Annotated in this window: 20 protein-coding genes and 1 riboswitch (1 of these 21 cut by a window edge); of the genes, 12 read left to right on the top strand and 8 right to left on the bottom strand. The window is 71.3% G+C overall.

The annotated features are described in order from the left end of the window. The first annotated feature begins 777 nt into the window (after positions 1 to 777). The 5 genes from D452_RS0114100 (at position 778) to D452_RS0114120 (ending at position 7633) form a co-directional block, all read left to right on the top strand. Positions 778 to 1317: an FHA domain-containing protein gene (locus D452_RS0114100; protein WP_026129298.1), complete on the top strand. Its 540-nt coding sequence runs from the start codon at positions 778 to 780 to the stop codon at positions 1315 to 1317. Between the two features lie 167 nt (positions 1318 to 1484). Continuing rightward, entirely contained in the window at positions 1485 to 1958 is a 474-nt protein-coding gene (locus D452_RS0114105) for a bifunctional nuclease family protein (RefSeq protein ID WP_026129299.1), read from the top strand. A gap of 412 nt (positions 1959 to 2370) precedes the next feature. Continuing rightward, entirely contained in the window at positions 2371 to 2871 is a 501-nt protein-coding gene (locus D452_RS0114110) for a MerR family transcriptional regulator (RefSeq protein WP_049566375.1), read from the top strand. A gap of 150 nt (positions 2872 to 3021) precedes the next feature. Beyond that, positions 3022 to 3112, top strand: a riboswitch (glycine riboswitch). 97 nt (positions 3113 to 3209) lie between these two features. Beyond that, positions 3210 to 6107: an aminomethyl-transferring glycine dehydrogenase gene (gene gcvP / locus D452_RS0114115; protein ID WP_017544798.1), complete on the top strand. Its 2898-nt coding sequence runs from the start codon at positions 3210 to 3212 to the stop codon at positions 6105 to 6107. A gap of 263 nt (positions 6108 to 6370) precedes the next feature. Next, positions 6371 to 7633 carry a tetratricopeptide repeat protein gene (locus D452_RS0114120; protein ID WP_017544799.1) on the top strand — a complete coding sequence of 421 codons (1263 nt, stop codon included), beginning with the start codon at positions 6371 to 6373 and terminating at the stop codon, positions 7631 to 7633. Between the two features lie 50 nt (positions 7634 to 7683). Here the strand turns inward: D452_RS0114120 and D452_RS0114125 are convergent, their stop codons facing one another. The 4 genes from D452_RS0114125 to D452_RS0114140 all read right to left on the bottom strand — a co-directional run bounded on the left by D452_RS0114125 (position 7684) and on the right by D452_RS0114140 (position 11442). After that, positions 7684 to 7872 (bottom strand): DUF5999 family protein, encoded by a 189-nt coding sequence (locus D452_RS0114125; protein ID WP_017544800.1) that lies wholly within the window; start codon positions 7870 to 7872, stop codon positions 7684 to 7686. A 232-nt stretch (positions 7873 to 8104) separates the two neighbouring features. After that, complete coding sequence (locus tag D452_RS0114130; RefSeq protein WP_239646389.1) at positions 8105 to 9535, bottom strand: threonine/serine exporter family protein; 1431 nt, start codon at positions 9533 to 9535, stop codon at positions 8105 to 8107. Positions 9536 to 9752: 217 nt separating this feature from the next. Then, a complete protein-coding gene (locus tag D452_RS0114135) occupies positions 9753 to 10490 on the bottom strand; it encodes a response regulator (protein WP_017544802.1) in 738 nt (245 codons plus the stop codon). Positions 10491 to 10605: 115 nt separating this feature from the next. Then, the gene (locus D452_RS0114140; RefSeq protein WP_017544803.1) at positions 10606 to 11442 is read right to left on the bottom strand and encodes a RecB family exonuclease; all 837 of its coding nucleotides are present in this window, start codon (positions 11440 to 11442) and stop codon (positions 10606 to 10608) included. Between the two features lie 120 nt (positions 11443 to 11562). Between D452_RS0114140 and D452_RS0114145 the strand changes: the two genes are divergently transcribed. Further along, positions 11563 to 12732: a site-2 protease family protein gene (locus D452_RS0114145; protein ID WP_026129300.1), complete on the top strand. Its 1170-nt coding sequence runs from the start codon at positions 11563 to 11565 to the stop codon at positions 12730 to 12732. Between the two features lie 55 nt (positions 12733 to 12787). Here D452_RS0114145 and D452_RS0114150 read toward each other — a convergent pair whose 3' ends face one another. Together D452_RS0114150 and D452_RS0114155 are read right to left on the bottom strand one after the other, a co-directional pair. Further along, a complete protein-coding gene (locus D452_RS0114150) occupies positions 12788 to 13261 on the bottom strand; it encodes a hypothetical protein (protein WP_017544805.1) in 474 nt (157 codons plus the stop codon). A gap of 32 nt (positions 13262 to 13293) precedes the next feature. After that, complete coding sequence (locus D452_RS0114155; RefSeq protein ID WP_026129301.1) at positions 13294 to 14649, bottom strand: helix-turn-helix domain-containing protein; 1356 nt, start codon at positions 14647 to 14649, stop codon at positions 13294 to 13296. A gap of 302 nt (positions 14650 to 14951) precedes the next feature. Here D452_RS0114155 and D452_RS30395 point away from each other — a divergent pair, with 302 nt between their 5' ends. Then, positions 14952 to 15284, top strand: a complete 333-nt coding sequence (locus tag D452_RS30395; RefSeq protein ID WP_017544807.1) for a hypothetical protein — start codon at positions 14952 to 14954, stop codon at positions 15282 to 15284. Between the two features lie 286 nt (positions 15285 to 15570). Here D452_RS30395 and ppgK read toward each other — a convergent pair whose 3' ends face one another. Beyond that, the gene (gene ppgK, locus D452_RS0114165) at positions 15571 to 16326 is read right to left on the bottom strand and encodes a polyphosphate--glucose phosphotransferase (RefSeq protein ID WP_017544808.1); all 756 of its coding nucleotides are present in this window, start codon (positions 16324 to 16326) and stop codon (positions 15571 to 15573) included. A gap of 197 nt (positions 16327 to 16523) precedes the next feature. On the opposite strand from ppgK, the gene D452_RS28300 reads away from it, so the two are divergent. From D452_RS28300 to dop, 3 genes are all read left to right on the top strand, one after another. Beyond that, entirely contained in the window at positions 16524 to 17483 is a 960-nt protein-coding gene (locus D452_RS28300) for a tRNA (adenine-N1)-methyltransferase (RefSeq protein WP_017544809.1), read from the top strand. 301 nt (positions 17484 to 17784) lie between these two features. Beyond that, the gene (gene arc / locus D452_RS0114175; protein WP_017544810.1) at positions 17785 to 19554 is read left to right on the top strand and encodes a proteasome ATPase; all 1770 of its coding nucleotides are present in this window, start codon (positions 17785 to 17787) and stop codon (positions 19552 to 19554) included. 260 nt (positions 19555 to 19814) lie between these two features. Then, positions 19815 to 21338, top strand: a complete 1524-nt coding sequence (dop, locus tag D452_RS0114180; protein WP_040693812.1) for a depupylase/deamidase Dop — start codon at positions 19815 to 19817, stop codon at positions 21336 to 21338. A 99-nt stretch (positions 21339 to 21437) separates the two neighbouring features. Here dop and D452_RS0114185 read toward each other — a convergent pair whose 3' ends face one another. Continuing rightward, positions 21438 to 22943 carry a PucR family transcriptional regulator gene (locus D452_RS0114185; protein ID WP_026129304.1) on the bottom strand — a complete coding sequence of 502 codons (1506 nt, stop codon included), beginning with the start codon at positions 22941 to 22943 and terminating at the stop codon, positions 21438 to 21440. A gap of 167 nt (positions 22944 to 23110) precedes the next feature. On the opposite strand from D452_RS0114185, the gene D452_RS0114190 reads away from it, so the two are divergent. After that, positions 23111 to 24406 (top strand): MFS transporter, encoded by a 1296-nt coding sequence (locus D452_RS0114190; RefSeq protein ID WP_026129305.1) that lies wholly within the window; start codon positions 23111 to 23113, stop codon positions 24404 to 24406. Positions 24407 to 24526: 120 nt separating this feature from the next. After that, positions 24527 to 25099 carry the 5' portion of an amidohydrolase gene (locus D452_RS0114195; RefSeq protein WP_449289518.1) on the top strand. It continues 975 nt past the right edge of the window, so 573 of the gene's 1548 nt are visible here — the first part of the coding sequence; it begins with the start codon at positions 24527 to 24529; the stop codon falls past the right edge of the window.

Raw genomic sequence — 25099 nt, forward strand, 5'->3', positions numbered from 1 at the left:
ACAGTGGGGCCCGCCCGGGTTTGGCTGGCCGAGCTTCGTCGGCGCGGCGAGAGGCCCCTGGTGGTAACGCGAGACCGCGCCGAAGGCGTCCGTTGAGGCTGGTGGCGGGCGGCGGGTGGGAGGAATGATTCACAAGGACACGCGCTAGCGGAGTGGCCCCGGTCCCCGGGGGCGTGTGGGCGCGGACGGAAGGGACGTCCGCGCCCACACGGTGTGTCCGCCTCCTGCCCAGGGGTGTTCACGTCCTTCATCGGGTCCGGGGATAAAGTGGACGAAGTCGCAGGCCCGGGCAGGGGAGGTCAGTTCGTGGAAATCCGCTCCGGGTGACCGAGAACCAAACGCCCGGGAAGGGCATCTGTTCCAGAACAGGTGTCGGTCTCCCACGAGGCCGGTCACCGGACGCGGCGGGGCCCCAGGTTCCTACGCGTCCGAACCCCGCGGCGCGGGCGCCCGGCGTGGTGTCCGCGGCGGGCCTGGGGGAGCGAAACCCTGTCTGGACAGGGATATGGTTTAAAGTCGAGTGTTCCCTGAGGCACCGTGTCACCACCCGCCACGGGAATCCCGGCAACGGCGGACATCCAACGGGGGTGACAAGGAGTCCTACTTGGGGGATGAGACCTAGCGACCGACCGCGTGAGGCGACCCACTGCCGCGACAGTGGACCGACTCACCGTGTTCCGGACGGTGAGTGGGCCCCTTGCCCGCCCGGCGCCCGGAACGCGCCACCGATCAGCCGAATCAAGCACCGCCCCGTGCGGTAGGAGGCCGAGCCGACCTATGTCGAGCGTTTACTGCACGCAGTGCGGTCACGCCGTTGCGGATGATGCCCGTTTCTGCTCCCACTGTGGAACACCCGTCCGCAGGGCCGAACAGCAGAGCCCACGGCCCAACGCCGGCGACTCCGCGGGAGATGTCACGTCGACCATCTCCATCTCCGGTATACAGGCGCTGGAGGAGGAGGAACAGGGCGATGAACTCGGCGGCGACGACCCCGCCAGTACCGACGCCCTTCCGCCCGGAACCGCCTTGCTGGTGGTCCGGCGGGGCCCCAACGCCGGGAGCCGGTTCCTGTTGGACAGCGACGTGACCACCGCTGGCCGACACCCCAACAGCGACATCTTCCTCGACGACGTCACCGTCTCCCGACGCCACGTGGAGTTCTTCCGCCGCGGCAACGGCTTCGGGGTCCGCGACGTGGGCAGCCTCAACGGCACCTACGTCAACCGCGAGCCGGTGGACGAGGCCGAACTCGGCGGCGGGGACGAGATCCAGATCGGCAAGTTCCGGATGGTCCTGCTGACCAAGCCGCGCCGATGACGATCCGCTGACCACGGTCGACGGGGGCGGGTGTGCCGATGAGGTTTGCGGCCCCCCGCCTCCGGACAGCTTTGTAACGAAGGGTGCCGATTTCGCCCTCGGGTCCTGATCCGACGGAGCAGGGACGAGCGCCCATCCGGCATGACGACTCGTGGGACGGAGCCGCTGTGAAACACATGGAGGTCGTCGGCGTCCGGGTTGAGATGCCCTCGAACCAACCGATTGTCCTGCTCAAGGAATCCGAGGGGGACCGCTACCTGCCGATCTGGATCGGTGGGGTGGAGGCCTCCGCGATCGCGCTCGCCCAGCAGGGTGTCTCGCCCGCGCGCCCGCTCACCCACGACCTGTTCCGCGACGTCCTGGACGCGCTGGACACGGCGCTGGAGACGGTGAACATCACGGGCCTGAGCGACGGGATCTTCTACGCCGAGCTGGTCTTCAGCAACGGTGTGGAGGTCAGCGCCCGGCCCTCGGACTCCATCGCCCTGGCCCTGCGGACCGGCACCCCGATCTACGCCCACGAGGACGTGATCGAGGAGGCCGGGATGCCGATCCCGGACGAGCAGGAGGACCAGGTCGAGGCGTTTCGGGAGTTTCTGGACAACATCTCGCCGGAGGATTTCGGGCAACGTGGTACCTGAGCGGTCGGGGCTCGCCCTTCGCGGGCCCCGATTGCTTTCTCGCGGCCGTGACCTGCGGGTTCGTCGGTCGCACTGGTGATAGATTGGGTGAACGGAATGGTCGTGGAGGGCGCAGCCGAAAACCGTTCGGTGGGTTTCGGCCCGGCGGGGTCCGGCACCGCGGCTCCATTGGCGTGCACACTTGGCGACGCGCCGCGCGCCTTCGTTGACGCTGCCCTGCGGTCGTCCTACCGTCAGTGCTGTGAAACCCACGGCGCGCCCGTTCCCTGAGTGGATTCCCCTGTCGATGCCGCCGTGGGACGAGAAGCCGGAGGTCGGCGTGGCGGTAGCGAGCGGCAAGCGGGATCACCATGACAGGCGGTCCGCGCTGCGGCTAGCGGGGCAGCAGGGCCTACTGTGCGAAGAGGACGTGATGGCGCTGCCTACGGACGTCGGGTATCGGGGTCCAGCGGCGTGTACGGCCGCCGGGATCACCTATCGACAGCTGGACTACTGGGCCAGGACCGACCTGGTGGTGCCCAGTGTGCGCACGGGAGCCCACAACGCCCCCCTGTACAGCCTTCCCGACATCCTGATGCTGAAGGTGGCCAAGCGGCTCCTGGACACCGGGATATCGCTCCAGCAGATCCGCACCGCGGTGGACCACCTGCGCGGCCGCCCCGCCGTCGACCTGTCCCGCATCACCCTGATGAGCGACGGCGTGAGCGTCTACGAGTGCACCTCGCCCGAGGAGGTCGTCGATCTCATGCAGCGCGGCCAGGGCATGTTCGGTCTGGCGCTGGCCAACGTCTCCCGCGAACTGGAGGAGGCGCTCGGTGTGGTCCCGGCGGAGGAGAGAGCCGACCTTCCCGCCGCGGCCCCCCAGGCCGTGGACGAACTGGCCCTGCGGCGCAGGGAGCGCCGCACCGGGTGAAACCGTGCCGACACTGGTGAGTCGGCCGTGGTGAAAGGTGTGCCCTGACTCGGTGTCAGGGGCCAGGATCGAGTACGGTCGTAGTCACAACGGGGATGAAAACCGACATTCGCCCTGCTTGTACACACATACAGAGCGTCAGCAGGCCGCTGATACCGCGCGGGAGAGACCTCGGCAACGGGGCGCCGACGGGGCAATACTCCCCAGTAACCTCTCAGGCACCATGGACCGCGCGGAGTAGGCCGCTCTGAAGCCTGGGCGCGGTCGTGCCCGGTGACAGAGGGGGAGACCGTGAGGAACACCGCCGACCTGATCGGCCCTGTCACCAGGAGGTCTCCGTGCCTGACCCGTCGAACGTCCCCACTCCGGGCGCCCCCGCCCGGGTGTTCGCGGACCGACACATCGGACCCGCCCCCGCCGAGACCGCCGAGATGCTCAAGACGGTCGGCTACGGTTCCACCGCCGAGCTCATGAACGCCGCCGTGCCCGCGTCCATCCTCAGCTCCCCGGGCCGCAGTGCCGCGCTCGACCTGCCCGAGGCGATCGGCGAGGCCGAGGCCCTGGCGGAACTGCGTGACCTGGCCTCGCGCAACAGGATCACCACGCCGATGATCGGCCGCGGCTACTACGGCACGCTCACGCCCCCCGTCATCCTGCGCAACATCATGGAGAACCCGGCCTGGTACACGGCGTACACGCCCTACCAGCCCGAGATCTCGCAGGGCCGCCTCGAGGCCCTCATCAACTTCCAGACCATGGTCTCCGACCTCACGGGCCTGCCCATCACCGGCGCGTCCCTGCTGGACGAGTCCACCGCCGCCGCCGAGGCCATGACCCTGGCCCGCCGAGCCAGCAAGGTCAAGAGCGACGTCTTCGTGGTCGACGCCGACGTCTTCCCGCAGACCCTCCAGGTCCTGCGCACCCGCGCCGAGCCCCTGGGCATCGAGGTCGTCGTCGCCGACCTCACCCGGGGCCTGCCCGAGGGCGACGCCTACGGTGTCCTGGTCCAGTACCCGGCCTCCAGCGGTGCGGTGCGCGATCCCAGCGCCGTCATCGCCGAGGCCCACGAGCGCGGCGCCCTGGCCGTGGTGGCCGCCGACATCCTCGCCCTGACCCTTCTGCGCAGCCCCGGTGACCTGGGCGCCGACATCGCGGTGGGCTCCACCCAGCGCTTCGGTGTCCCGCTCGGCTTCGGCGGCCCGCACGCCGGATACATGTCGGTGGGGGAGAAGCTCCGCCGCCAGCTGCCCGGCCGACTGGTCGGCGTCTCGGTGGACGACGCGGGCAAGCCCGCCTACCGTCTGGCCCTCCAGACCCGTGAACAGCACATCCGCCGTGAGAAGGCCACCAGCAACATCTGCACCGCGCAGGTGCTCCTGGCCATCATGGCCGGGATGTACGCCGTCTACCACGGGCCCGACGGACTGCGCGCGATCGCCCGCCAGGTCCACACCCGCACGGCCGCCCTGGCCGACACGCTCACCCGGCGCGGTTTCGAGGTGCTCCACGGGGCCTACTTCGACACCCTGCGCGTGCGCGTGCCCAGTGCCGACCGGGTGGTCGAGCGCGCGCTGGAGGCCGGGATCAACCTGCTGGACGTCGACCAGACCACGGTCGGCCTCAGCGTGGACGAGACCACCACGGTCGCCGACCTGGAGAAGGTCCTGGCGGCCTTCGGGGAGGCCGACCGGGGCGCCGAGCGCGGCCCGGTGACCGTGGACGGCGACGCCGACCACCTGCCCGCCGACCTCGCGCGCGGCGTCGACTACCTGACCCACCAGGTGTTCAACACCCACCGCAGCGAGACCTCCCTGCTGCGCTACATGCGCCGCCTGTCCGACCGCGACCTCGCGCTGGACCGCACCATGATCCCGCTGGGCTCGTGCACCATGAAGCTCAACGCGACCGCCGAGATGGAGTCCATCACCTGGCCGGAGTTCGCGGGCCTGCACCCGTTCGCCCCGCTCGACCAGGCGGCCGGCAGCGTGTCGCTCATCCGCGACCTGGAGGGATGGCTGGCCGAGGTCACCGGCTACGACGCCGTCTCCCTCCAGCCCAACGCCGGTTCCCAGGGCGAGCTCGCCGGTCTGCTGGCGATCCGCGGCTACCACCGCTCGCGCGGTGACGACCACCGCGACGTCTGCCTCATCCCCAGCTCCGCACACGGCACCAACGCCGCCAGCGCGGTCATGGCGGGCATGCGGGTGGCCGTCGTGGCCTGCGCCGACGACGGCAACGTCGACCTCGACGACCTGCGCGCCAAGATCGCCAAGCACGGCGGCGAGCTGGCGGCCATCATGGTCACCTACCCCTCCACTGCCGGCGTGTACGAGGACACCATCACCGAGGTCTGCCGCCTGGTCCACGAGGCGGGCGGTCAGGTCTACGTGGACGGCGCCAACCTGAACGCACTGGTCGGCTGGGCCAAGCCGGGCGAGTTCGGGGCCGACGTCAGCCACCTCAACCTGCACAAGACCTTCTGCATCCCGCACGGCGGCGGCGGTCCGGGCGTGGGCCCCGTCGCGGTCCGCTCGCACCTGGCGGGATTCCTGCCCAACCACCCGGGCCAGCCCGAGGCGGGCCCGCACACCGGTGTCGGCCCGGTCTCGGGCGCTCCCTTCGGCTCGGCGGGCATCCTGCCCATCTCCTGGGCCTACGTGCGGATGATGGGTGGTGACGGCCTGCGCGCCGCCACTGAGACCGCCGTGCTCTCCGCCAACTACGTGGCCAAGCGCCTGGAGCCGTACTTCCCGGTGCTCTACACGGGCGCCAACGGCCTGGTCGCGCACGAGTGCATCATCGACATCCGTCCGCTCCAGAAGGCCAGCGGCATCAGCAACGAGGACGTCGCCAAGCGCCTGATGGACTACGGCTTCCACGCGCCGACCATGTCCTTCCCGGTCAACGGCACGCTCATGGTGGAGCCCACGGAGAGCGAGAACCTCGCCGAGCTGGAGCGGTTCGTCCAGGCGATGATCTCCATCCGCGGCGAGATCGACCGCGTCGTCAAGGGCGAGTGGGACGCCGAGGACAACCCGCTGCGGGGCGCCCCGCACACCGCCGAGGCGGTCACCGCCGACGAGTGGACCCGCGCCTACACGCGCGCGGAGGCGGCCTACCCTCTGCCGACGCTGCGCCAGGACAAGTACTGGCCGCCGGTCGGCCGGATCGACCAGGCCTACGGTGACCGCAACCTGGTCTGCTCCTGCCCGCCGCCGGAGGCCTTCGAGCTGTAGCCGCGAGGGTACGGAACCACGTGCCCGCGTGAACCTGTGAGGGGCGCCCACCCGCGAGGGTGCGGCGCCCCTTGGCGTGTGTTCCGAGGGACCGGGGCCGACGGGGAACCGGTGGCGAGGGCGACACCCCCGCCGCGGGCCCGCGACGGCCGGGAGAGGGCGCGTTAGAGTTTGCACAGCCGCCGCCGAGGCCGGTCGCGGTCACGCCCGTGGCCCGCGCTCCCCGTCGCGCGGGCCCGACACCCCCATGGAAAGCGGAACGAATGACCACGACGTCCGGACCTCCCGCGCGCTCTGGCCCCGCAGACCCCGCCGACCCCGCACCCAGGGCCACGGACCCCGACGACGCCGAGGGCACCTCCGTGCCCTCGCCGGAGGGCGCCTCGGACCTGTGCGACCAGGCCCAGGACCTCGCCGAGGGCGGACACCTCAAACGGGCCGCCAAGCTCTACCAGCGGGCCGTCTCGGCCAACCCCCCGCCCCGGGTCCAGGCCAGGGCCCTGCTCGGCCTCGCCGTGGTGCAGGACCAGCGCGGGGACCCGGCCGCCTCCAGGGAGGCCGCGCGCCGCGCCCTGGCCACCGGAGACACCCGTTACGCCCCCCGCGCCGCCTACCACCTGGCGCTCTCCCTGGAGCAGGAGGGGGCGCACGGCGAGGCCGTCCGCGTCTGGCACCGCCTGCTGGACCTCGGAGGCCCCGCCTACACGGCGGTGGCCCGCTATGGACTGGCGCGCGCGGCGGAGCTGCGCGGCGAGGAGGCGGAGGCGGAGGAGCACTGGGAGGCGGCCCTGGAGCTACCGCCCGGAGACGCGGCGATCAGCCGTCTGCACGCCGCCACCGTGGCGGAGGCCGCAGGCGACCTGGCCGGCCGACTCCTGGAGCGGGGACGGCCGGACGCCGCCGCCGTCGCGGTCGAACGCGGCCTGAGCGTGGGCGACGACCCCGGGCTGCGGATGCTGCGCGCCGCCACCCACCTGGAGAGGGCCATCGCGGACGTGGGCACCGTGGTGGACGCCGGGTCGACCGAGGGGGAACCGGGCACGCGCCCGCGACCGCGCACCTCGGGGGCGGCGGTGGAACTGCTCGCGGGCCTGTTGTCCCTGAGAGGGGAGCCGGACGCCGCGGAACAGGTCTGGCGCCTGGGGCTGGACAGCCGTGACCGGGACACAGCCGAAGCCGTACGGGCGCGGCTGCGCAGCCCCTTCGCCCAGGACCGGCCGGAGGACGGCGAGGAACAGCCCGAACCGTGGTGGGAGGCCTACCTCGAGGAGGCGGTCGCCACCTCCAGTGCGCCCGCGCTGGCGGGGGAGCTGTTCGCGGTCGTCACGCAGATGCACGCCCTGCTGGCCGTCCCGGTCGTCGAGGGCGAGTCCCGTCCGGCGGCCCTGCGCGCCGCCATGGAGACGGCCCTGCGCACGCCGAGCGAGCTCGTATGGGGGAGTTCCGTGCACGCCGACTTCCGGCGCCGGCTCAGCGCGGCGATGGGTGAGGACGTCCTGCCGGAGCAGTGGCCGGACGGGGGCTGAGCGGACGGGCCGGACCGGACCCGCGGAGCACGCTCTCGGGAGCGCTCGGGTCAGGCGGCGACCCGGGGGCGGTGCGGGGCCACGACCGCGCCGTCCGGGAGGAGCTCACCGGTGTCGTCGAAGAGCACGACACCGTTGCAGAGCAGACTCCAGCCCTGTTCCGGGTGGCTGGAGACGACCCGCGCGGCCTCGCGGTCGGTGTCCTCGAAGGAAGGGCAGGCGGGTGAATGGCTGCACATGTCAGAGCCTTTCGTCGGGGTGCTCCTCGTTGAGCTGAGGCCAACAATAGTGGCTGACATCACATGATGTTGTCGGTTTAGGTTGACAACGTTTGTTGGCGTGTCTTGTTGGCCTTCACCAAGTGAGACACGTCTCACCCCGGATCGGTTCTGTTCGAGGTGACCCGTTCCCCGGGGTCCTTCGGCCGCACCGCCCCCGAAGGACCCCGGTGCGGCCCGTGGGGCGCCCCCGTCAGTAGCCGCCTCTGGTGCGGCGCGCCGCGGGACGGCCGCGCATCCCGGCCCCCGCCAGGCCGCCGCGCTGGAAGGCGCGCACCAGTTCCCCGCCGAGGTTGACCCCGGCACCCAGCGCCAGAGCCACCATGACCGCCTCAGCGATACTGAGCAGGCCCGAGACCGCTGTGCCCTGCGTGATCTCTATCAGACCCCGGTACAGGATGCTGCCGGGCAGCAGCGGCGCGATCGACGGGATCAGGTAGGGCAGCACCGGCCTCTGGGTGCGCCGGGCCAGCCAGTGCCCGACCACGCCCACCGCCATCGCCCCCACGATCGTGCCCACCACCGCGGGCACCTCCAGCCAGAGGCGCAGCCCCGCGTAGATCAGCCAGATCATGACGCCCAGGGCACCGATGGTGGGCAGCATGCGCGGGGGCACCGCGAGGGAGATCGCGAAGGCCATGGCGATCCCGGCCGCGCCGATCAGGACCGGGATGTGCATGGCGGTCCCGGCCGAGGGCAGGTTCTCCAGGTCCAGGTCGATACCCAGACGGGTGGCGGTGTAGGCCACGGAGACCACACCGGCCACGATCGCGCCCAGGGTGAAGAAGGTCTCCAGCAGCCGCGCGGCCGCCGACACGTAACTGCCGCTGATCCCGTCCTGGAGGCTCGAGACGAGCGGACGCCCGGGCAGCAGCGCCATGATGTTGCCGGTGATGATCGCGCCCGCCTGGAGGCCCAGGTCCAGCTCGGTGCTGGCCCACAGCAGTCCGACACCGATGGAGGAGGCCACCACGGCCGCCGCCGTCATCTGGTAGAACTCGGCGACCCCCCGGTTGGCGAGGAACACCGCGGTGCGGTCGCCCAGCACCGTGGCGAGGAAGGCGACGGTGGCCACGATCAGGCCACCGCCGACCATGAGGCTGGCGCTGGAGGCGATCAGGCCGAAGCCCACAGCGATCAGCCAGTTGGGGTAGGGCATGCGGGCCCGGCGGATCTGCTCCAGGCGCGCGTTGGCGTCCTCCAGTTCCAGGAGTCCCAGTGCCGCCTGCTGCACCAGGGTGTGCAGCTCGTTGACGCGGAAGTAGTCGAGGGTACGGCGGCGCACCACCCGCTCCCCGGTGACCGGAGGGCTGTCCCCGCCGGGGTGGGTGGACAGGGAGATGGTGGTGAAGGTGACCGACACCTCCGAGCGGGGCAGGTCGAAGGCGACCGACAGGCTCAGCATGGCCTCGCTGACGGCCTCGGTGCCCTCACCGCTGGCCAGCATCAACTCGCCCACACGCAGGACGAGGTTGATCACCCGGGCGTCCGGGAAGTTGACGTCCTCGTCGTCCTCCAGGTTGTCCGGGGTCAGCTCGCGTTCGTGCTCCGCGCGCCAGTCGCGCATCCGACTGAGCATGAACTCCTCGCTCGGCGGTCCCGAGCGATCCCGCTTGCTTGGCATGTCTGTACTCCGTTTCCTCCCCGTCGCCCGCACCCCTGATGATCGGCGTACTGCCTCGGCAACCCCAAGGGGGACGCCGCGCCCGTGCGCGCGGTTCGCCCTCCGGCCGCGGTGGCGGCGGTGAGTTCGGTCACCGGATCATCCTGTCAATCGGCGTGCTTCGACATGGTGGGCGACGCGCCGGGTCTCGGGCGCTCGCGGGGTTCGGTGACGGTGTTCAGGACGGAGGACCCGGGGCCCGCGAGTCGCGCGCCCCGTCCTGTTCCGTGTGCTGTCCGGGGCGGACCAGGCCGCTCTCGTACGCGTGCACGACGGCCTGCACGCGGTCGCGCAGGCCGAGCTTGGTGAGGATGCTTCCCACATGGGACTTGACGGTGGTCTCGCCGACCACCAGGTGTCCGGCGATCTCGCCGTTGGACCAGCCGCGGGCGATGAGCCGGAGTACCTGGCGTTCGCGGACGGTGAGGGGGTCCTCGTCGGGTTCGGGGTCGGCCACGGGGGCGGGCAGGAGGGGGGCGAAGCGGTCGAGCAGGCGGTGCAGGACGGTGGGGGAGACCACGGAGGCACCCCGGGCGACCACCTCGACGGCCGAGACGAGTTCGGTCGGGGGCGCGTCCTTGAGGAGGAACCCCGAGGCACCCGCGCGGAGCACACCGACGACGTACTCGTCCAGGTCGAAGGTGGTCAGGGCGAGGACGTGCACGTGGTGGCCGAGGGGGCGGGCCCACTCGACGATCTGGCGGGTGGCCTCGATGCCGTCCATGCCGGGCATGCGGACGTCCATGAGGACGACGTCGGGGAGCAGGCTGCGGGCCGAGCGGACGGCCTCGCGGCCGTCGGAGGCCTCGCCGACCACGGACAGGTGGGGGGACGACTCCAGGATCATGCGGAAGCCGGTGCGGACGAGTGGTTGGTCGTCGGCGAGCAGGACGGAGACGGATACGGAGTCGGACACGGCCCGATTCTCCCCCAAGTCGACGGTCCTCGGGGCCGTAAACGCTGTGACTCACCCGTGATCTGGGTCGGGGTCCCATCCCGTTACCCGCGATCGGAGGTCCTACTCCACGGATCTACCCGTGTTCGGGGTGACCGGCCCCGGCAACCGAGGGGATCGGCAGCGGCGGCGGGGTGCCGCCGAACTCCGGGCACAGGGCCTGGTGCTCGCACCACCCGCACAGCTTGCTGCGCCTGGGCTCCCAGGTCCCCGCCCGACCGGCCGCCTCGATCCGTGCCCAGATGTCCCCGATCTCCGCCTCGGCGGCGGCGAGCTCCTCCTCGGTGGGGTCGTACCAGCGCACCGAGCCGTCGCCCAGGTAGACGAGTTGGAGACGGGCGGGCACCACACCCAGGTCGCGCCAGATCATCACCGCGTAGAAGAAGATCTGGAACTTGGCCTTGTCCTCGAAGCGCGGGTGCGGCGACTTGCCGGTCTTGTAGTCCACCACGCGCATCTGCCCGTCGGGCGCCACGTCCAGCCTGTCGACGTAGCCGCGCAGGCGCAGACCGGTGGGCAGGGAGACCTCCAACCGCATCTCGCGCTCGCGGGGCTCCAGGCGCTCGGGGTCCTCCAGGTCGAAGTAGCGACGGACCAGGGCCCGGGCCGACTCCAACCACTCCGCCAGCCCCTTCTCTCCGGGGAAGAGGTGTTCGGCGACCTCCGGCTTGCCGTCCCGGATCCGGGCCCACTGGGGTTCCACCAGGCTCAGCGCGGTGCGCGGGGTCCGGGTGTCGGCGGGCAGCTCGTACAGGCGCTCCAGGCACGCGTGCACCAGGGTGCCCCGCAGGGCCGCGGCGCTGGGCGCCTCGGGGAGGCGGTCGATGGTGCGGAACCGGAACAGCAACGGGCACTGGAGGAAGTCCGAGGCCCGGGAGGGCGAGAGGGCGGTCGGAAGGTGCGCGGTGGTCATGTACCGAGCCTACGAGAGGAGCGCACCCGCCCGGAGCGGTCCGAGACGACGGGTACGGAGCGGTGCGGCTCAGCCCCCACCTGCCGGGGACCCCGGTGGGACAGGGCCTAGTGTGGAGCCGTGAGCAGAGGCAGTGACCAGTCCCGACCCCGTCCCGACGACCGTGAACGGAAGAGCCCCGGGTTACTGTTGGGCCGCCCCTTCGGCGTCCCGGTCTACGTCACCGCGTCGTGGTGGATCGTCGCCATCCTGATCACCCTCGTCTACGGCGGGATCGTCGAGGCGCGCCTGGCCCTGGGGCCCTCGGCCTACCTGCTGGCCTTCGTCTTCGCGGTCCTGCTCTACGCCTCCGTGCTCGTGCACGAGCTGGCGCACTCGCTGGTGGCCCGCTGGTACGGGCTGCCGGTGCGCCGCATCGTCCTGTACGTGCTGGGCGGGGTCTCGGAGATCGACCGGGAGGCACCCACCCCGGGCCGGGAGTTCTGGATCGCCTTCTCCGGCCCGCTGCTCTCACTGGTCCTGGCGGCGGTGGCGTTCGTGCTCGCGCACTTCACCGACCCGTTCAGCGTTCCCGGCGAGCTGCTCTTCCAGCTGTGGATCGCCAACCTCCTCGTCGGCGTGTTCAACCTGCTCCCGGGGCTGCCTCTGGACGGCGGCCGCCTGCTGCGGGCCGGGGTGTGGAAGGTGACCGGGCGCCCGCACACCGGCAGCGTGGTCGCGGCCTGGGGCGGCCGCGTGCTCGCCCTCGGTGTGGCGGCGCTGCCGTTCCTGTTCGCCTGGAGCGCGGGCAGCACCCCGGGCCCGTGGGCGATCGTGTGGGGACTGGTCCTGGCCGGGTTCATGTGGATGGGAGCCTCCGAGGCCCTCAACAACGCGCGCGTCCGTGCCCGGGTGCCCGGGCTGAGGGCGCGCTCGCTGACCCGCCGCGCGGTGACCGTTCCGGCCGACACACCGCTGGCCCAGGCCGACCTTCGCGCCGAGGAGGCGGGGGCGGAGACGGTCGTGGTCACCGACAGCGCCGGTACGCCCGTCTCCGTGGTGCACCCCGCGGCGGCCGAGGCGATCACCGACGCGCGTCGGGCCTGGGTGCCGGTGTCGGACGTGGCCAGGGCGCTGACGGAACACTCGACGGTCTCCGCGGACCTGGAGGGCGAGGAGCTGCTGACGGAGCTCACCCGGTACCCGTTGCCCGAGTACCTGGTGCGGGAGGTCGACGGTGCAGTGCTGGGCGTGCTGCGGGCCTCCGACGTCAACGCGGTGATGACCGGACGGGCCGCGGGGGGCCGATAGCGGGGGCGCGGAGTCTGCCGGGCCCGGACGCCGCTGGCGCGGACCGGGAACGGGATCAGCGGCGGGCCCCCTCGGGCCACAGGACCGTGACGGGGCGGTCGATCCGGTGCGCGTAGGCCACCACGTCGGCGGTGCCTCCGGGGCCGCGGGCGGGCTCCCCGTCCCAGACCGCGACCAACTGGTCGCACCGCTCGACCAGGAGGCGGCCCGCCGCCATGTGGGCACGGGGGTCGGACTCGTCATGGGGTAACGCGTGGACCTGCACGGCCTGCCCCAGGAGGCGGTCGTACACGGGGTGGTGCTCGTCCGGGAGCGCCTCCCGGTAGCCGGTCGCGGGGACGATCGCCTCCAGCGGGGCGCCCGTGGCCACCACCGCCTCGGCGAAGACGACGTCGGCGCCGTCCGCGAGGCAGGACAGGCCCACCATCTCGCATCCGTACGGTTCCAGGTGAGCCTTGACCAGATCGGCGACGGCGCCGCTCACGTCAGGGGTCAGGTTGCGGTGTCCGGTGATCCCGATACGAATCACATGCCCTCCCTGCTGCTCGCTTCGCCGACTTTCTACCCACTGATGGGGATACCGGTAACCAGAGAGGAAAGCCTGTCGTCGAGGTCCTCGACGCAGTGCGCGCGGGGCCCCCGATAGCGTCTGCGGAAGGAGCGGACCCGTCCCACCACGCGTTCGGAGTCGAAGCGCACCCCGGTGGTCAGCGCCTCCTGGGCGAGCCGGAAGGCCTCGTCCACGTCACCGGCCTCGGCGTGGGCCGAGGCCAGCTCCACCTTGAGCAGCGCCGACTGCTTGACGTTGCGCGGCGCCGGGGCCACCGCCTCGGCGAAGGCGGCGCGGGCGTCGTGCGGGCTGCGCAGCCGGACCCCCACCAGTGCGCGGTAGCCGGCGACCTTGGCCTGGTCGAAGGCGAACACCCACGGCCAGGGCGGCTGGGCGTTGTCCGGGCTGTCCACCTCGCGTTCGGCGCGTCGGATGGACCGTGCGGCGGAGACGTGGTCGCCCAATCCCGCGTGGGCGAGGGCCCCGACACAGGCGAGCCAGGCCCGTGCGGTGGGGTGGGCGGTGGGGCCCAGTACGTGTTCGGCCTCCCTGACCAGGCCGAGGCCGAGCTCGGGGTCCTCCGCGACGTCGATCTCGAAGGCGGCCAGGGAACCGAGCATGTAGACGTCCAGCAGGCGCATCCCGGCCTGGCGGGCGCGGACCACGGCGGTCCGGTAGTGCATGCGCGCCGAACCCATGTCGCCCAGGTCGGCGCTGAGCCAGGCGGCGAATCCGGAGGCCTCGCTGGCGGCCGCGCTGAGCTCGGTGTGGAAGGCGGTCCCACGCGCGTTGCCGAGCATCTGTTCGGCCAGGTGCACGTGCGCCACGGCGCCGGGCAGCAGGTGCCGCGCCGGGGAGGTGGCGTCCATACGGCGCTGGCCGCCGGTGATGGAACGCAGTGCGGGGGCGGTGGTCTCGTTGATGCCGTGGTACCCCTCGTACCCGACCGGGGGCCGCCCGCCGGTGATACCGGAGGGGGCCATGGTGACGCTCCGTGCCGGATCCCGGCGTCTGGAGGGGTTGCGCCCCGTACCCGGTGGCTCCTCCCGCGCTCCCAGGCCGAACCCCCGTGTCCCCACGTCGTCCGGTTCCCTCGCGCCGTCCAGCGCTCCTGCTCCGCGCATGGCGCCCGAGGCCTCAGGGCTCCCTGCCCCGCCGAATCGCAGCAGGTCGAGGGGGATCTCCAAGCGCCGGGCGAGGTCATGGACCTGACTCACGGTGAGGGATTGCTGGCCGTTGACGACACGGGAGACCCAGCTCTGCGAGTACGTCAGGGCCTGGGCCAGCTCGCCCTGGGACCACCCCCGCGCCGAGCGCACGCCCTCGATGACCGCCGGCATGTCACAGGTGGCCAGGGCGGCGGCCATCCGCGGGCGGGTCCACAGGTCCTGGGGCAGTTCACCGTCTCGTTGGGGCATGCAGCTTAGATTAGGGATTCCGCCAGCGCTTGGTGGCTATGTGTGAAAAAGAAAGTGTGATGCGTGATCCGCATACGGGTGCCAGTCCCGGCTCAGAGTGCGGCAAAGTTGATGTGGTCGTTGGTTCGGCGTACGACGTGTCGCGCCGGGCCCAGGAGGAAGGCAGGGAAGCGCACGTGACCGTTGAGACACCACCGGCGGGGAGTCCGAGCCTGGCCGGGAGTGGACGGGAGCATCGTGGTGCCCCGCCCATGGGCGTGTCCGGCGCGCACACCCCCGCCGAGGCCGTGTGCCGGGTGGACCTGGCCACCCTCGCCTTGCGGGGCCTGGCCGCCGAACTGCGGGCACGCGGTGTCGAGGCCCGTGAGGACGGGGTGTTCGGCGTGGTCGACGCCGGGCCGGCCGCCCGGCCGCAGCGCGCCCTCCTGCGCCCCCACCGGGGTGACCTCTGGTGGTGGATGCGCTGGCCCTGCCAGGAGGGCCTCCCCTCGGCGCTGCGTGGGGTCCCGCTCACTCCGGTGACCCGCACCTCCGACGCGGCCCGAAGGATCGTCGGTGCCCTCACCACCACGGCGGAGGGCTGACAGACATGTCCGGATGCACGCGGCACACGGCCGCCGCATCCGGACCCAGAGCGGGCTGTGCGCGCGCACGGTCCCGGGTGTCGGAACGGTGTCCTGGGTGCGCTCGTGCCCCAGTCTCCCTCTGCGCGGGTCCCGGACCCGTTCGGCACCCGAAGCGGGACGCCCCCGCCGGTCACGGCTCCTGGCCGGTGCTCCTGGCGGGGGCGGCGGTGTCCACCCCTGAGGGGCCCGGCCTCTGCCCCGGGGCGGGGCCCCTCACCCCCTGACGGTCCGCCGCGGAGGACCCCTAGACCTCCGCGGCGGACAGGGCCGCCCCGACGATCCCCGCCGTGTTGCGCAGCTCCGCGGGCACGATCGGGGTGCGGATGTGCAGGTGGTGGAGGAACTTGTCGGCCTTGCGGCTCACTCCGCCGCCGACGACGATCAGGTCCGGCCACAGCAGGTCCTCGATGGTCCGGTAGTAGCGCTGGAGCCGGTGTTCGGCCCAGTCGCGGTACGACAGCCCCTCCCGCTCCTTGGCGCCGGAGGAGGCGCGCGACTCCGCGTCGTGGCCGTCGATCTCCAAATGGCCGAACTCAGTGTTGGGGACCAATCGGCCGTCGACGACCAGCGCCGTGCCGATCCCCGTGCCCAGGGTGGTGAGCAGGACCGTACCGCTCACGTCCCGGGCGGCGCCGTAGCGGTTCTCCGCCAGGGCGGCGGCGTCGGCGTCGTTGAGCACCCGCACGGGGCGGCCCACGGCCTCGGCGAACAGGGCGCCGGCGTCGGTGTCGACCCAGCCCTTGTCCAGGTTCGCGGAGGTACGTACCACCCCACCCTGGACCACCCCCGGAAAGGTGACGCCCAGGGGAGCTCCTTCGGTCTCGGGGAAGTGCGCGGCGATCTCACCGACGATCCCGGCCACCGTGGCGGGGTCCGAGCGGTCGGGGGTGAGGATCTTCAGGCGGTCCCTCAGGAACTCTCCGGAGACCAGGTCGACCGGAGCGCCCTTGATCCCGCTGCCACCGATGTCGATTCCCAGGCCCGTGGTCTGCTGTGACATGGGTCGTGTCTCCCGAGGTCCTCGTGTTCCGGATGGGCGTGGTGGATGACCACACGCCTGATACTGCCCAACGGGCGGGGTTTTCGCACGCCCGCTCGACCCGGTCCGTGGGCACCGACCGTTCGTCGCGGTGCTCGGGGGCCGATACGCTGGGCGACTGCCCAGACCAAACGCGACGTGGGAAGACGAGAGCGACGTTGACCGGTATCCATGGCCGCCGCGGCCCCTTCACCGACGGCGACACCGTGCAGTTGACCGACCCGAAGGGTCGCATGCACACCATCACACTGCGCGAGGGTGGGACCTTCCACTCGCACAAGGGCAAGGTCGAGCACGACGACCTCATCGGTGAGCCCGACGGCAGCGTGGTGCGTTCCAACACCGGCACGGCCTACGTGGCGCTGCGCCCCCTGCTCATCGACTACACGCTCTCCATGAAGCGCGGCGCGACCATCGTCTACCCCAAGGACGCCGCCCAGGTCATGGTCGAGGCCGACATCTTCCCGGGTGCCCGGGTGGTGGAGGCCGGCGCCGGTTCCGGCGCCATGTCCAACTGGCTGCTGCGCGCGGTCGGGGAACAGGGCATGGTCCACTCCTACGAGCGCCGCGAGGACTTCGCGAAGATCGCTCGCAAGAACGTCGAGAACTTCTACGGGGGTCCGCACCCGGCGTGGAAGCTCACCGTGGGCGACCTGGTCGAGGAGCTCGACGAGACCGACGTGGACCGGGTCTTCCTGGACATGCTCGCGCCCTGGGAGTGCCTGGACGCGGTCGCCGGGGCGCTGATCCCCGGCGGGCTGGTGTGCTGCTACGTGGCCACGACCACCCAGCTGTCCCGCGTGGTGGAGGAGCTGCGCGCGGACGACCGCTTCTACGAGCCGCGCTCCTGGGAGACCATGCTGCGCACCTGGCACGTGGAGGGTCTGGCCGTGCGCCCGGACCACCGGATGATCGGGCACACCGGCTTCCTCGTGGTCGCGCGCCGTCTGGCCGACGGCGTGGAGGCCCCCGAGCGCCGCCGCCGTCCGGCCAAGGGCGCCTACGGCAAGGACTACGAGGCCGCCAAGGCGGCCGCCGACGCCGGTGCGAAGGCGGCCGCGCCCGAGAGCGCCACGGCGGACGCCGAGTCCGGCAGGGTGACCGAGGGCGGCGAGTAGGGACCGCGCCGCACCCGACTGTGGAGGGGCCCGTCCGGAGACGATCCGGGCGGGCCCCTTCCGCGTGTTCGAGCGCGTCCGGAAAGGGCGGCGCCCGGTGGCCCAAGGGAGTCGCGACCCCTGGGAGGTGCTTGCCCCGACCCCGCCTCAGAGGTTACTTTCTCATTACGTCGGGCCCTTCGCTACCACTGTGACCTGGCCGGACGCAAGATCCCGAAACGAGGTCCACGACACTCGTGCGGGGTTACAGGTTAGGAAACGGGCATGGGTAGGTAGGTTCCCGAGTAGTTCCTACAGGGAGGTGGCGGACGTGGCCGAACGTGAGGACGAGCGTCAGGGCGATCGGGACCGTGAAGTCGCTGAGCTCACGGCCCAGGTGGCCTACATGGAGAAGGAACTCAGCGTGGTCCGGCGCAAGCTCGCCGACTCACCCCGACATGTACGTCTGCTGGAGGAGCGGCTGCGGGAGGCCCAGGCCAGTCTCGCGGGCGCCAACGGGCAGAACGAACGGCTCGTCTCCACGTTGAAGGAGGCGCGCGAACAGATCGTCGCGCTCAAGGAGGAGGTCGACCGGCTCTCTCAGCCGCCGTCGGGCTTCGGCATCTACCTCGGCTCGCGCGAGGACGACACCGTCGAGATCTTCACCAACGGCCGCAAGATGCGGGTGAACGTCAGTCCCTCCGTGGACCTGGACCACCTGCGTCCCGGCCAGGAGGTCATGCTCAACGAGGCGTTCAACGTCGTCGAGGTGGAGTCGTTCGAGACGGTCGGCGAGGTCGTCATGCTCAAGGAACTCCTTGAGGACGGCGAGCGCGCGCTGGTCATCTCGCACCACGACGACGAGAAGATCGTCCGCTTGGCGGAGCCGCTGCGCGACGAGCCGATCCGGCCGGGCGACTCCCTGCTGCTGGAGCCCCGTTCCGGCTACGTGTACGAGCGCATTCCCAAGTCGGAGGTCGAGGAGCTCATCCTCGAGGAGGTCCCCGACATCTCCTACACCGACATCGGCGGCCTCACCGGTCAGATCGAGATGATCCGCGACGCGGTCGAGCTGCCCTTCCTCCACAAGGACCTCTTCCGCGAGCACCAGCTCACCCCGCCCAAGGGCGTGCTGCTCTACGGCCCGCCCGGATGCGGCAAGACGCTCATCGCCAAGGCGGTCGCCAACTCGCTGGCCAAGCGGGTCGCCGAGCGCACCGGCAAGGACGTCGGCAAGAGCTTCTTCCTGAACATCAAGGGCCCGGAGCTGCTCAACAAGTACGTGGGTGAGACCGAGCGGCACATCCGCCTGGTCTTCCAGCGCGCTCGGGAGAAGGCCTCCGAGGGCACCCCCGTCATCGTCTTCTTCGACGAGATGGACTCGATCTTCCGCGTCCGCGGCTCGGGTGTGTCCTCCGACGTGGAGAACACCATCGTCCCGCAGATGCTCAGCGAGATCGACGGCGTGGAGGGGCTGGAGAACGTCATCGTCATCGGCGCCTCCAACCGGGAGGACATGATCGACCCGGCGATCCTGCGGCCCGGCCGCCTGGACGTCAAGATCAAGGTCGAGCGGCCCGACGCCGAGGGCGCCCGGGACATCTTCGGGAAGTACGTCACCGAGGACCTTCCTTTGCACGAGGACGACCTGGTCGAACACGGTGGTTCGGCCCGGGCCACGGTGGACGCCATGATCCAGCGGGTCGTGGAGCGGATGTACACCGAGGGCGAGGAGAACCGCTTCCTGGAGGTCACCTACGCCAACGGTGACAAGGAGGTCCTGTACTTCAAGGACTTCAACTCCGGCGCGATGATCGAGAACATCGTCTCGCGCGCCAAGAAGATGGCCATCAAGGACTACATCGACCAGCAGTCCAAGGGGCTGCGCGTCTCCCACCTGCTCCAGGCCTGCGTCGACGAGTTCAGCGAGAACGAGGACCTGCCCAACACCACCAACCCGGACGACTGGGCGCGGATCTCGGGCAAGAAGGGCGAGAGGATCGTCTACATCCGGACTCTCGTGACCGGAAAGAAGGGGGCTGACTCCGGTCGGTCCATCGACACCGTCGCCAACACCGGCCAGTACCTGTAGCAAATCGTTCGGAGCGGGGCCCGCGTGCGTTTCGGCGGGTCCCGCTCCGCCGTTGGTGGGGATTGCCGGACACAATGGGGGAGTGGTCCGGGAACCTCGGATCCGGATCCGGTTTGATGTGCCGAGAAGCCCGGAGAAACCGTTCTGAACTGCGACGACACGCCCATCGAAGCCCAGTCGAAACGCCCGGGAAGACGGCGCTTAGGCCACAATTGGCGCGGAAGCGTTCAAGACAGGTCCGCGGCGGATAACCTCTCATCATGAGTGTGCGGCGGATTATGGGTATCGAGACCGAATACGGGATCTCCGTGCCGGGAAACCCCGGAGCCAACGCGATGGTCACCTCCACACAGGTGGTCAACGCCTACCTGGCCGCCTCGGCGGCACGGGCCAGGAGGGCACGCTGGGACTTCGAGGAGGAGAACCCGCTGCGCGACGCCCGTGGGTTCGACCTGGCGCGCGAGGTCGCCGACCCCACCCAGTTGACCGACGAGGACCTGGGGCTGGCCAACGTCATCCTCACCAACGGCGCGCGGCTGTACGTGGACCACGCGCACCCCGAGTACTCGGCGCCGGAGGTCACCAACCCCCTTGACGCGGTGCTGTGGGACAAGGCGGGGGAGCGGGTGATGGCCGACGCGGCCGCCCGCGCCGGGGCCACCCCGGGGATCGAACCGATCCAGCTGTACAAGAACAACACCGACAACAAGGGCGCCTCGTACGGGTGCCACGAGAACTACCTGATGAACCGGTCGACGCCCTTCGGCGACATCGTCCGGCACCTGATCCCCTTCTTCGTCTCACGGCAGGTCATCTGCGGCGCGGGCAAGGTCGGGATCGGCTCGGACGGCCAGGGCAGCGGATTCCAGATCTCCCAGCGGGCGGACTTCTTCGAGGTCGAGGTGGGTCTGGAGACCACCCTGAAGCGTCCCATCATCAACACGCGGGACGAACCGCACGCCGACCCGGACCAGTACCGGCGCCTGCACGTCATCATCGGCGACGCCAACATGAGCGAGATCTCCACCTACCTCAAGCTGGGGACCACCGCGCTGGTGCTGTCAATGATCGAGGACGGTTTCCTCAGCGCGGACCTGTCCCTGGAGACCCCGGTGGCGGACCTGCGGGAGGTCTCCCACGACCCGGGGCTGACCCACCGGGTCCGGCTGCGGGACGGGCGCCGGATGACCGCGCTGGAGCTCCAGAGCGAGTACCTGGACCAGGCGCGCAAGTACGTCGAGGACCGCTTCGGCACCGATGTGGACCCCGACACCGCCGACGTCCTCGACCGCTGGGAGTCGGTCCTGTCGCGGCTGGCCTCCGACCCGATGGACCTGGCCACCGAGCTGGACTGGGTCGCCAAGCTCAAGGTGCTGGAGGGGTACCGGTCCCGTGACGGCCTGGAGTGGTCCCACCCCAGGCTTCAGCTCGTCGACCTCCAGTACTCCGACGTGCGCGGGGACAAGGGCATCTACAACCGCCTGGCCGCGCGGGGGCGGATGCGGCGCCTCGTGGAGGAGGCCGAGGTGGCCCGGGCCGTCACCGAACCGCCGGAGGACACCCGCGCCTACTTCCGGGGCCGGTGCCTGGCGAAGTACGCCGACGAGGTGGCCGCCGCCTCCTGGGACTCGGTCATCTTCGACCTGCCGGGCCACGACTCCCTCCAACGCGTGCCCACCCTCGAGCCGCGCCGGGGAACCAAGGAGCACGTGGGCGGGCTCCTGGACGCCTCCGCCACCGCCGCCGAACTGGTGGCCGTCCTCGCGGGCAACCGCAGGAAGTGATCGCGGCGCGGTGCCCCGGCTGCCCCTCCGGCGTCGGGCACCGCGCCCCGGCGTGACGGCGTCGCCGGCGCCGCCCCCGTCGGGCGGGCGCCCGGTCCGTCAGTCGTGCCAGGTACCGTCCGCGCAGCGCATCGGTCGCAGGCTCAGCGCCGTCCACAGTTCCAGCCGCGCACGCGGATCACGCAGGTCGCGGCCGAGCACCCGTTCGGCGGTGCGCAGCCTGGCCCGCAGCGTGTTGCGGTGCACTCCCAGCTCCCGGGCCGTCTCCTCCACATGGGCGCTGCTGTCCAGGTAGTGGCGCAGCGTGTGCGCGAGTTCCGTCCCGTTGCGCGCGTCGTGCTCCACGACGGGTCCCAGTACCGCCTCGGTGAAGGCCCTCGACCCGCTCTCGGGAACAGACGACCTCAGCAGCGCCCAGGCGTCGGCCTCGTCCATGTGCCGGTACCCCTCGGCGGGGACGGCCCCGCGCGCCCTGTCCACCGCCGAGGCGAGTTCGCCCGGACCCCGCGCACGGCACGCCCCCGCCGCGGACACGCCCTCGACCAGGGCGAGCAACCGTTCGCCCGCGTGCGGACGGCCGGTGTCGGGAAGCACCGCCACCAGCACCTCACCGAGGTGGCACAGCCCGCTCGACCTGGCCGCCTCCGTGTCACCCAGCACGTCGACCAGGGCGTCGGCCGCGTCGTCCAGCGAACGCGGCTCGGAGGTACGCAGGCAGACCACCTCCCACGGCGGGGAGGGCAGTGTCAGCGGCACCCCCACCGTCTGCCCCAGCGCTGCCGCGCGCAGCAGCGGAGCGCGTTCGCCGAACATCGCACGCCGGGCGTCGCGTGAGTGCAGCAGGTCCACGGCCAGCAGCGACGCGGCGTGGTTGGCCAGCACCCGGACGTTGGGCGAGGGATCGTCGCAGCGCAGCGCCACCCAGCCGAGGGTGCGCCCGCTGGTCCCGAGCGTCTGGAGGAGGATCGCCGACCCGTCGTCGGCCAGGACCCGCATGCCCGGGGTGGGCGCCGCCCCCAACACCTCGGAGCGCACCAGCGAGTGCCAGCCCGGTTCGCGCTCGGGGACCGCCCGACTCGTCATCGCGTTGCGGTCGAGCAGCAGGCACTCGCCGGAGGTGGCCGACGCCAGTTCGCGCATCACCCCGGCCGGGCCCGAGCGCAGGGCCGCCCGCGCCATGGCGTCCTGGGCCGCCAGGACACGGCCCTGTTCACGGGTGCGTTCGGCGGCGTAGTGGTCGGCGACGGTCTCCACCACGGCGACGAACGACGTCTCGCCCTCGACCCGCAGGACCGGGAACCCCAGCCGGTCGCCCTCGTCCAGGACCTCGGAGGGGATCTCGCTCAGCCAGATGTCGATGGCGAACGCCAGGCCCGCGCACCCGGCTCCGTGGAGGCGCCGCACGTAGGCGCGGTGCCTCGCGGCGTCACCGCCCAGACCGAGCCCGGCCGTCAGCACGAGCTCACCGCCGCGGAGCCAGCGCACCGGGTCGGGCAGCTCCGTCACGTGCGCCCACCGGACCACGCGGTCCAGCCCGGCGAGCCCCGCCGAGGCGCTGACCTCCAGGTGCGGTGACGCGGTGATGTCGCGAACGGTGATGGCCACGGGCACCTCCCGCCTTCCCTCCTGCTGTGCGACCTGCACTTTTGTCACGTTACAACCTGTGCGGACCAACCCGACGCCGGTGGCCGGGGGGTGTCTACGGTCACAACAACACCGGATCACATCGGTCGTGGTCGCCGACGACCACGCCACACGCCATCGGAGTTCCCATGTCAGAGCGGACCGCCCCCACGTCACCGCACCCCGCACGTGCGGCTGTGGCGGCCTTCGTCGGCACCACCATCGAGTGGTTCGACTTCTACATCTACGCGACCGCGGCGAGCCTGGTCTTCGCGACCCTGTTCTTCCCGGCCGACATCGACCCCATGGTCGGGTTGATGGCCTCCTTCGCCACTTTCTCGGTGGGCTTCTTCGCCCGCCCGCTGGGCGGCCTGCTGTTCGGCCACTACGGTGACCGGCTCGGCCGCAAGTCGGCACTGGTCATCACCCTGCTGATGATGGGCGTGGCCACGTTCAGCGTGGGCCTGCTGCCCACCTACGAACAGGTGGGGTTCCTCGCCCCGCTGCTGCTGGTGGTCCTGCGCTTCGTGCAGGGCATCGCCGTGGGCGGTGAGTGGGGCGGCGCGGTGCTCATGGCAGTGGAGCACGCCCCGGAGAACCGCAAGACCTTCTACGGTGCCTTCGCCCAGCTCGGCAACCCCGCCGGAGCGCTGCTGGCGACCGGTTCCTTCGGCCTCATCGCGGCCTGGGACACCGAGATCCTCTACGACTGGGGATGGCGCCTGCCCTTCCTCGCCTCGGTCCTGCTCGTGGTCGTCGGCATGGTCATCCGCTTCAAGGTGGAGGAGTCCCCGGTCTTCGACGCCGTGCAGGACGACCAGCCCCGGGGCCTCCCGCTCGGCTACGCCCTGCGTACCTCCTGGCGCACCCTCCTGCTGGGTGTGGGCGTGCTGCCGGTGGCCGTGGGCGGCTACTACATCGTCACCACGTTCCTCCAGGCCTACGGGGTCACCGAGGTCGGGATCAGCGAACAGGTCATCCTCACGGGTCTGAGCATCGCGGCCTTCGTGGAGCTGGTCGTCACCCTCGGGGTGTCCTGGCTGGGCGACCGCTACGGCACCGTCCGGGTCGTCACCATCGGCCTGGTGGGCGTGGGCGTACTGGCCCTGCCGCAGTTCCTGATCCTGGAGACCGGCAGCACGCTGCTCATCGTCCTCATGCTCTGCGTGATGCGCGTCGCCATGGCCACCGTCTACGGTCCCATCGCCCGCGTGCTCGCCCAGATGTACCCGCCCCAGGCCCGCTACACCAGCATCTCCATCGCCTACCAGACGGCGGGCGCGATCTTCGGCGGTCTGGCCCCGCTGGCCTGCACCGCCCTGTTCGCCGCCACCGGGAGCATCCTGTCCGTGGTCGGGCTCCTGGTCGGCATGGTGGTGCTGAGCGTGGTCTGCCTGGCCCGTGCGCCCCGCTACCAGGACTCGGAACTGCTCACCTCGGCCTGACCCGGCCCCCGCTCCCGAACCGCCCCGGTACCGCCGTCCCGCGGGACGGCGGTACCACCCACTCCTGAGGAGGATCCTCCCGTGACCGGTCTGCTCATCCACAACGCCCGCGTCCTGACGATGGACGACACCAACCCGACCGCGCCCGCCGTGGCCGTACGCGAGGGCCGGGTCCGTCTGGTCGGCGGCGTAGAGGCGGCCCGGGCCGCGGCCGGACCCGGAGCCGTGGAAGTGGACGCTGGCGGACGGACCGTCCTGCCCGGTTTCATCGACCCGCACAACCACCTGCTCTCCACCGCCGAGTCCCTGGCGGCGGTGGACGCGCGCTACCCCCGGGTGGGCAGCGCCGCCGACCTGGTCGCCGCGATCGCGGCCGAGGCCGAGCGCACCCCTGCGGGCCAGTGGATCCGCGCCTTCTCCATGGACGACGCCAAGTACCCGGGCGGCCGTCCCACCCGCCGCCACCTGGACGAGGCCACCACGGAGCACCCGGTCATCGTCTACCACGTCTCCGGCCACCAGGCCGTGGTGAACTCCGCCGCGCTGGCCTGGAGCGGGATCGGCGAGGACGTGCCCGACCCGGCCGGCGGCTCCTTCGTCCGCGACGAGGCCGGGCGGCTGACCGGGATGGTCACGGACGCGGCCATGGAACTCCTGCTGCCGCTGGCCGTGGACATCGGCTGGCCCCGGCCC

This window comes from Nocardiopsis prasina DSM 43845 (assembly GCF_000341265.1).
GTDB lineage: Bacteria > Actinomycetota > Actinomycetes > Streptosporangiales > Streptosporangiaceae > Nocardiopsis > Nocardiopsis prasina.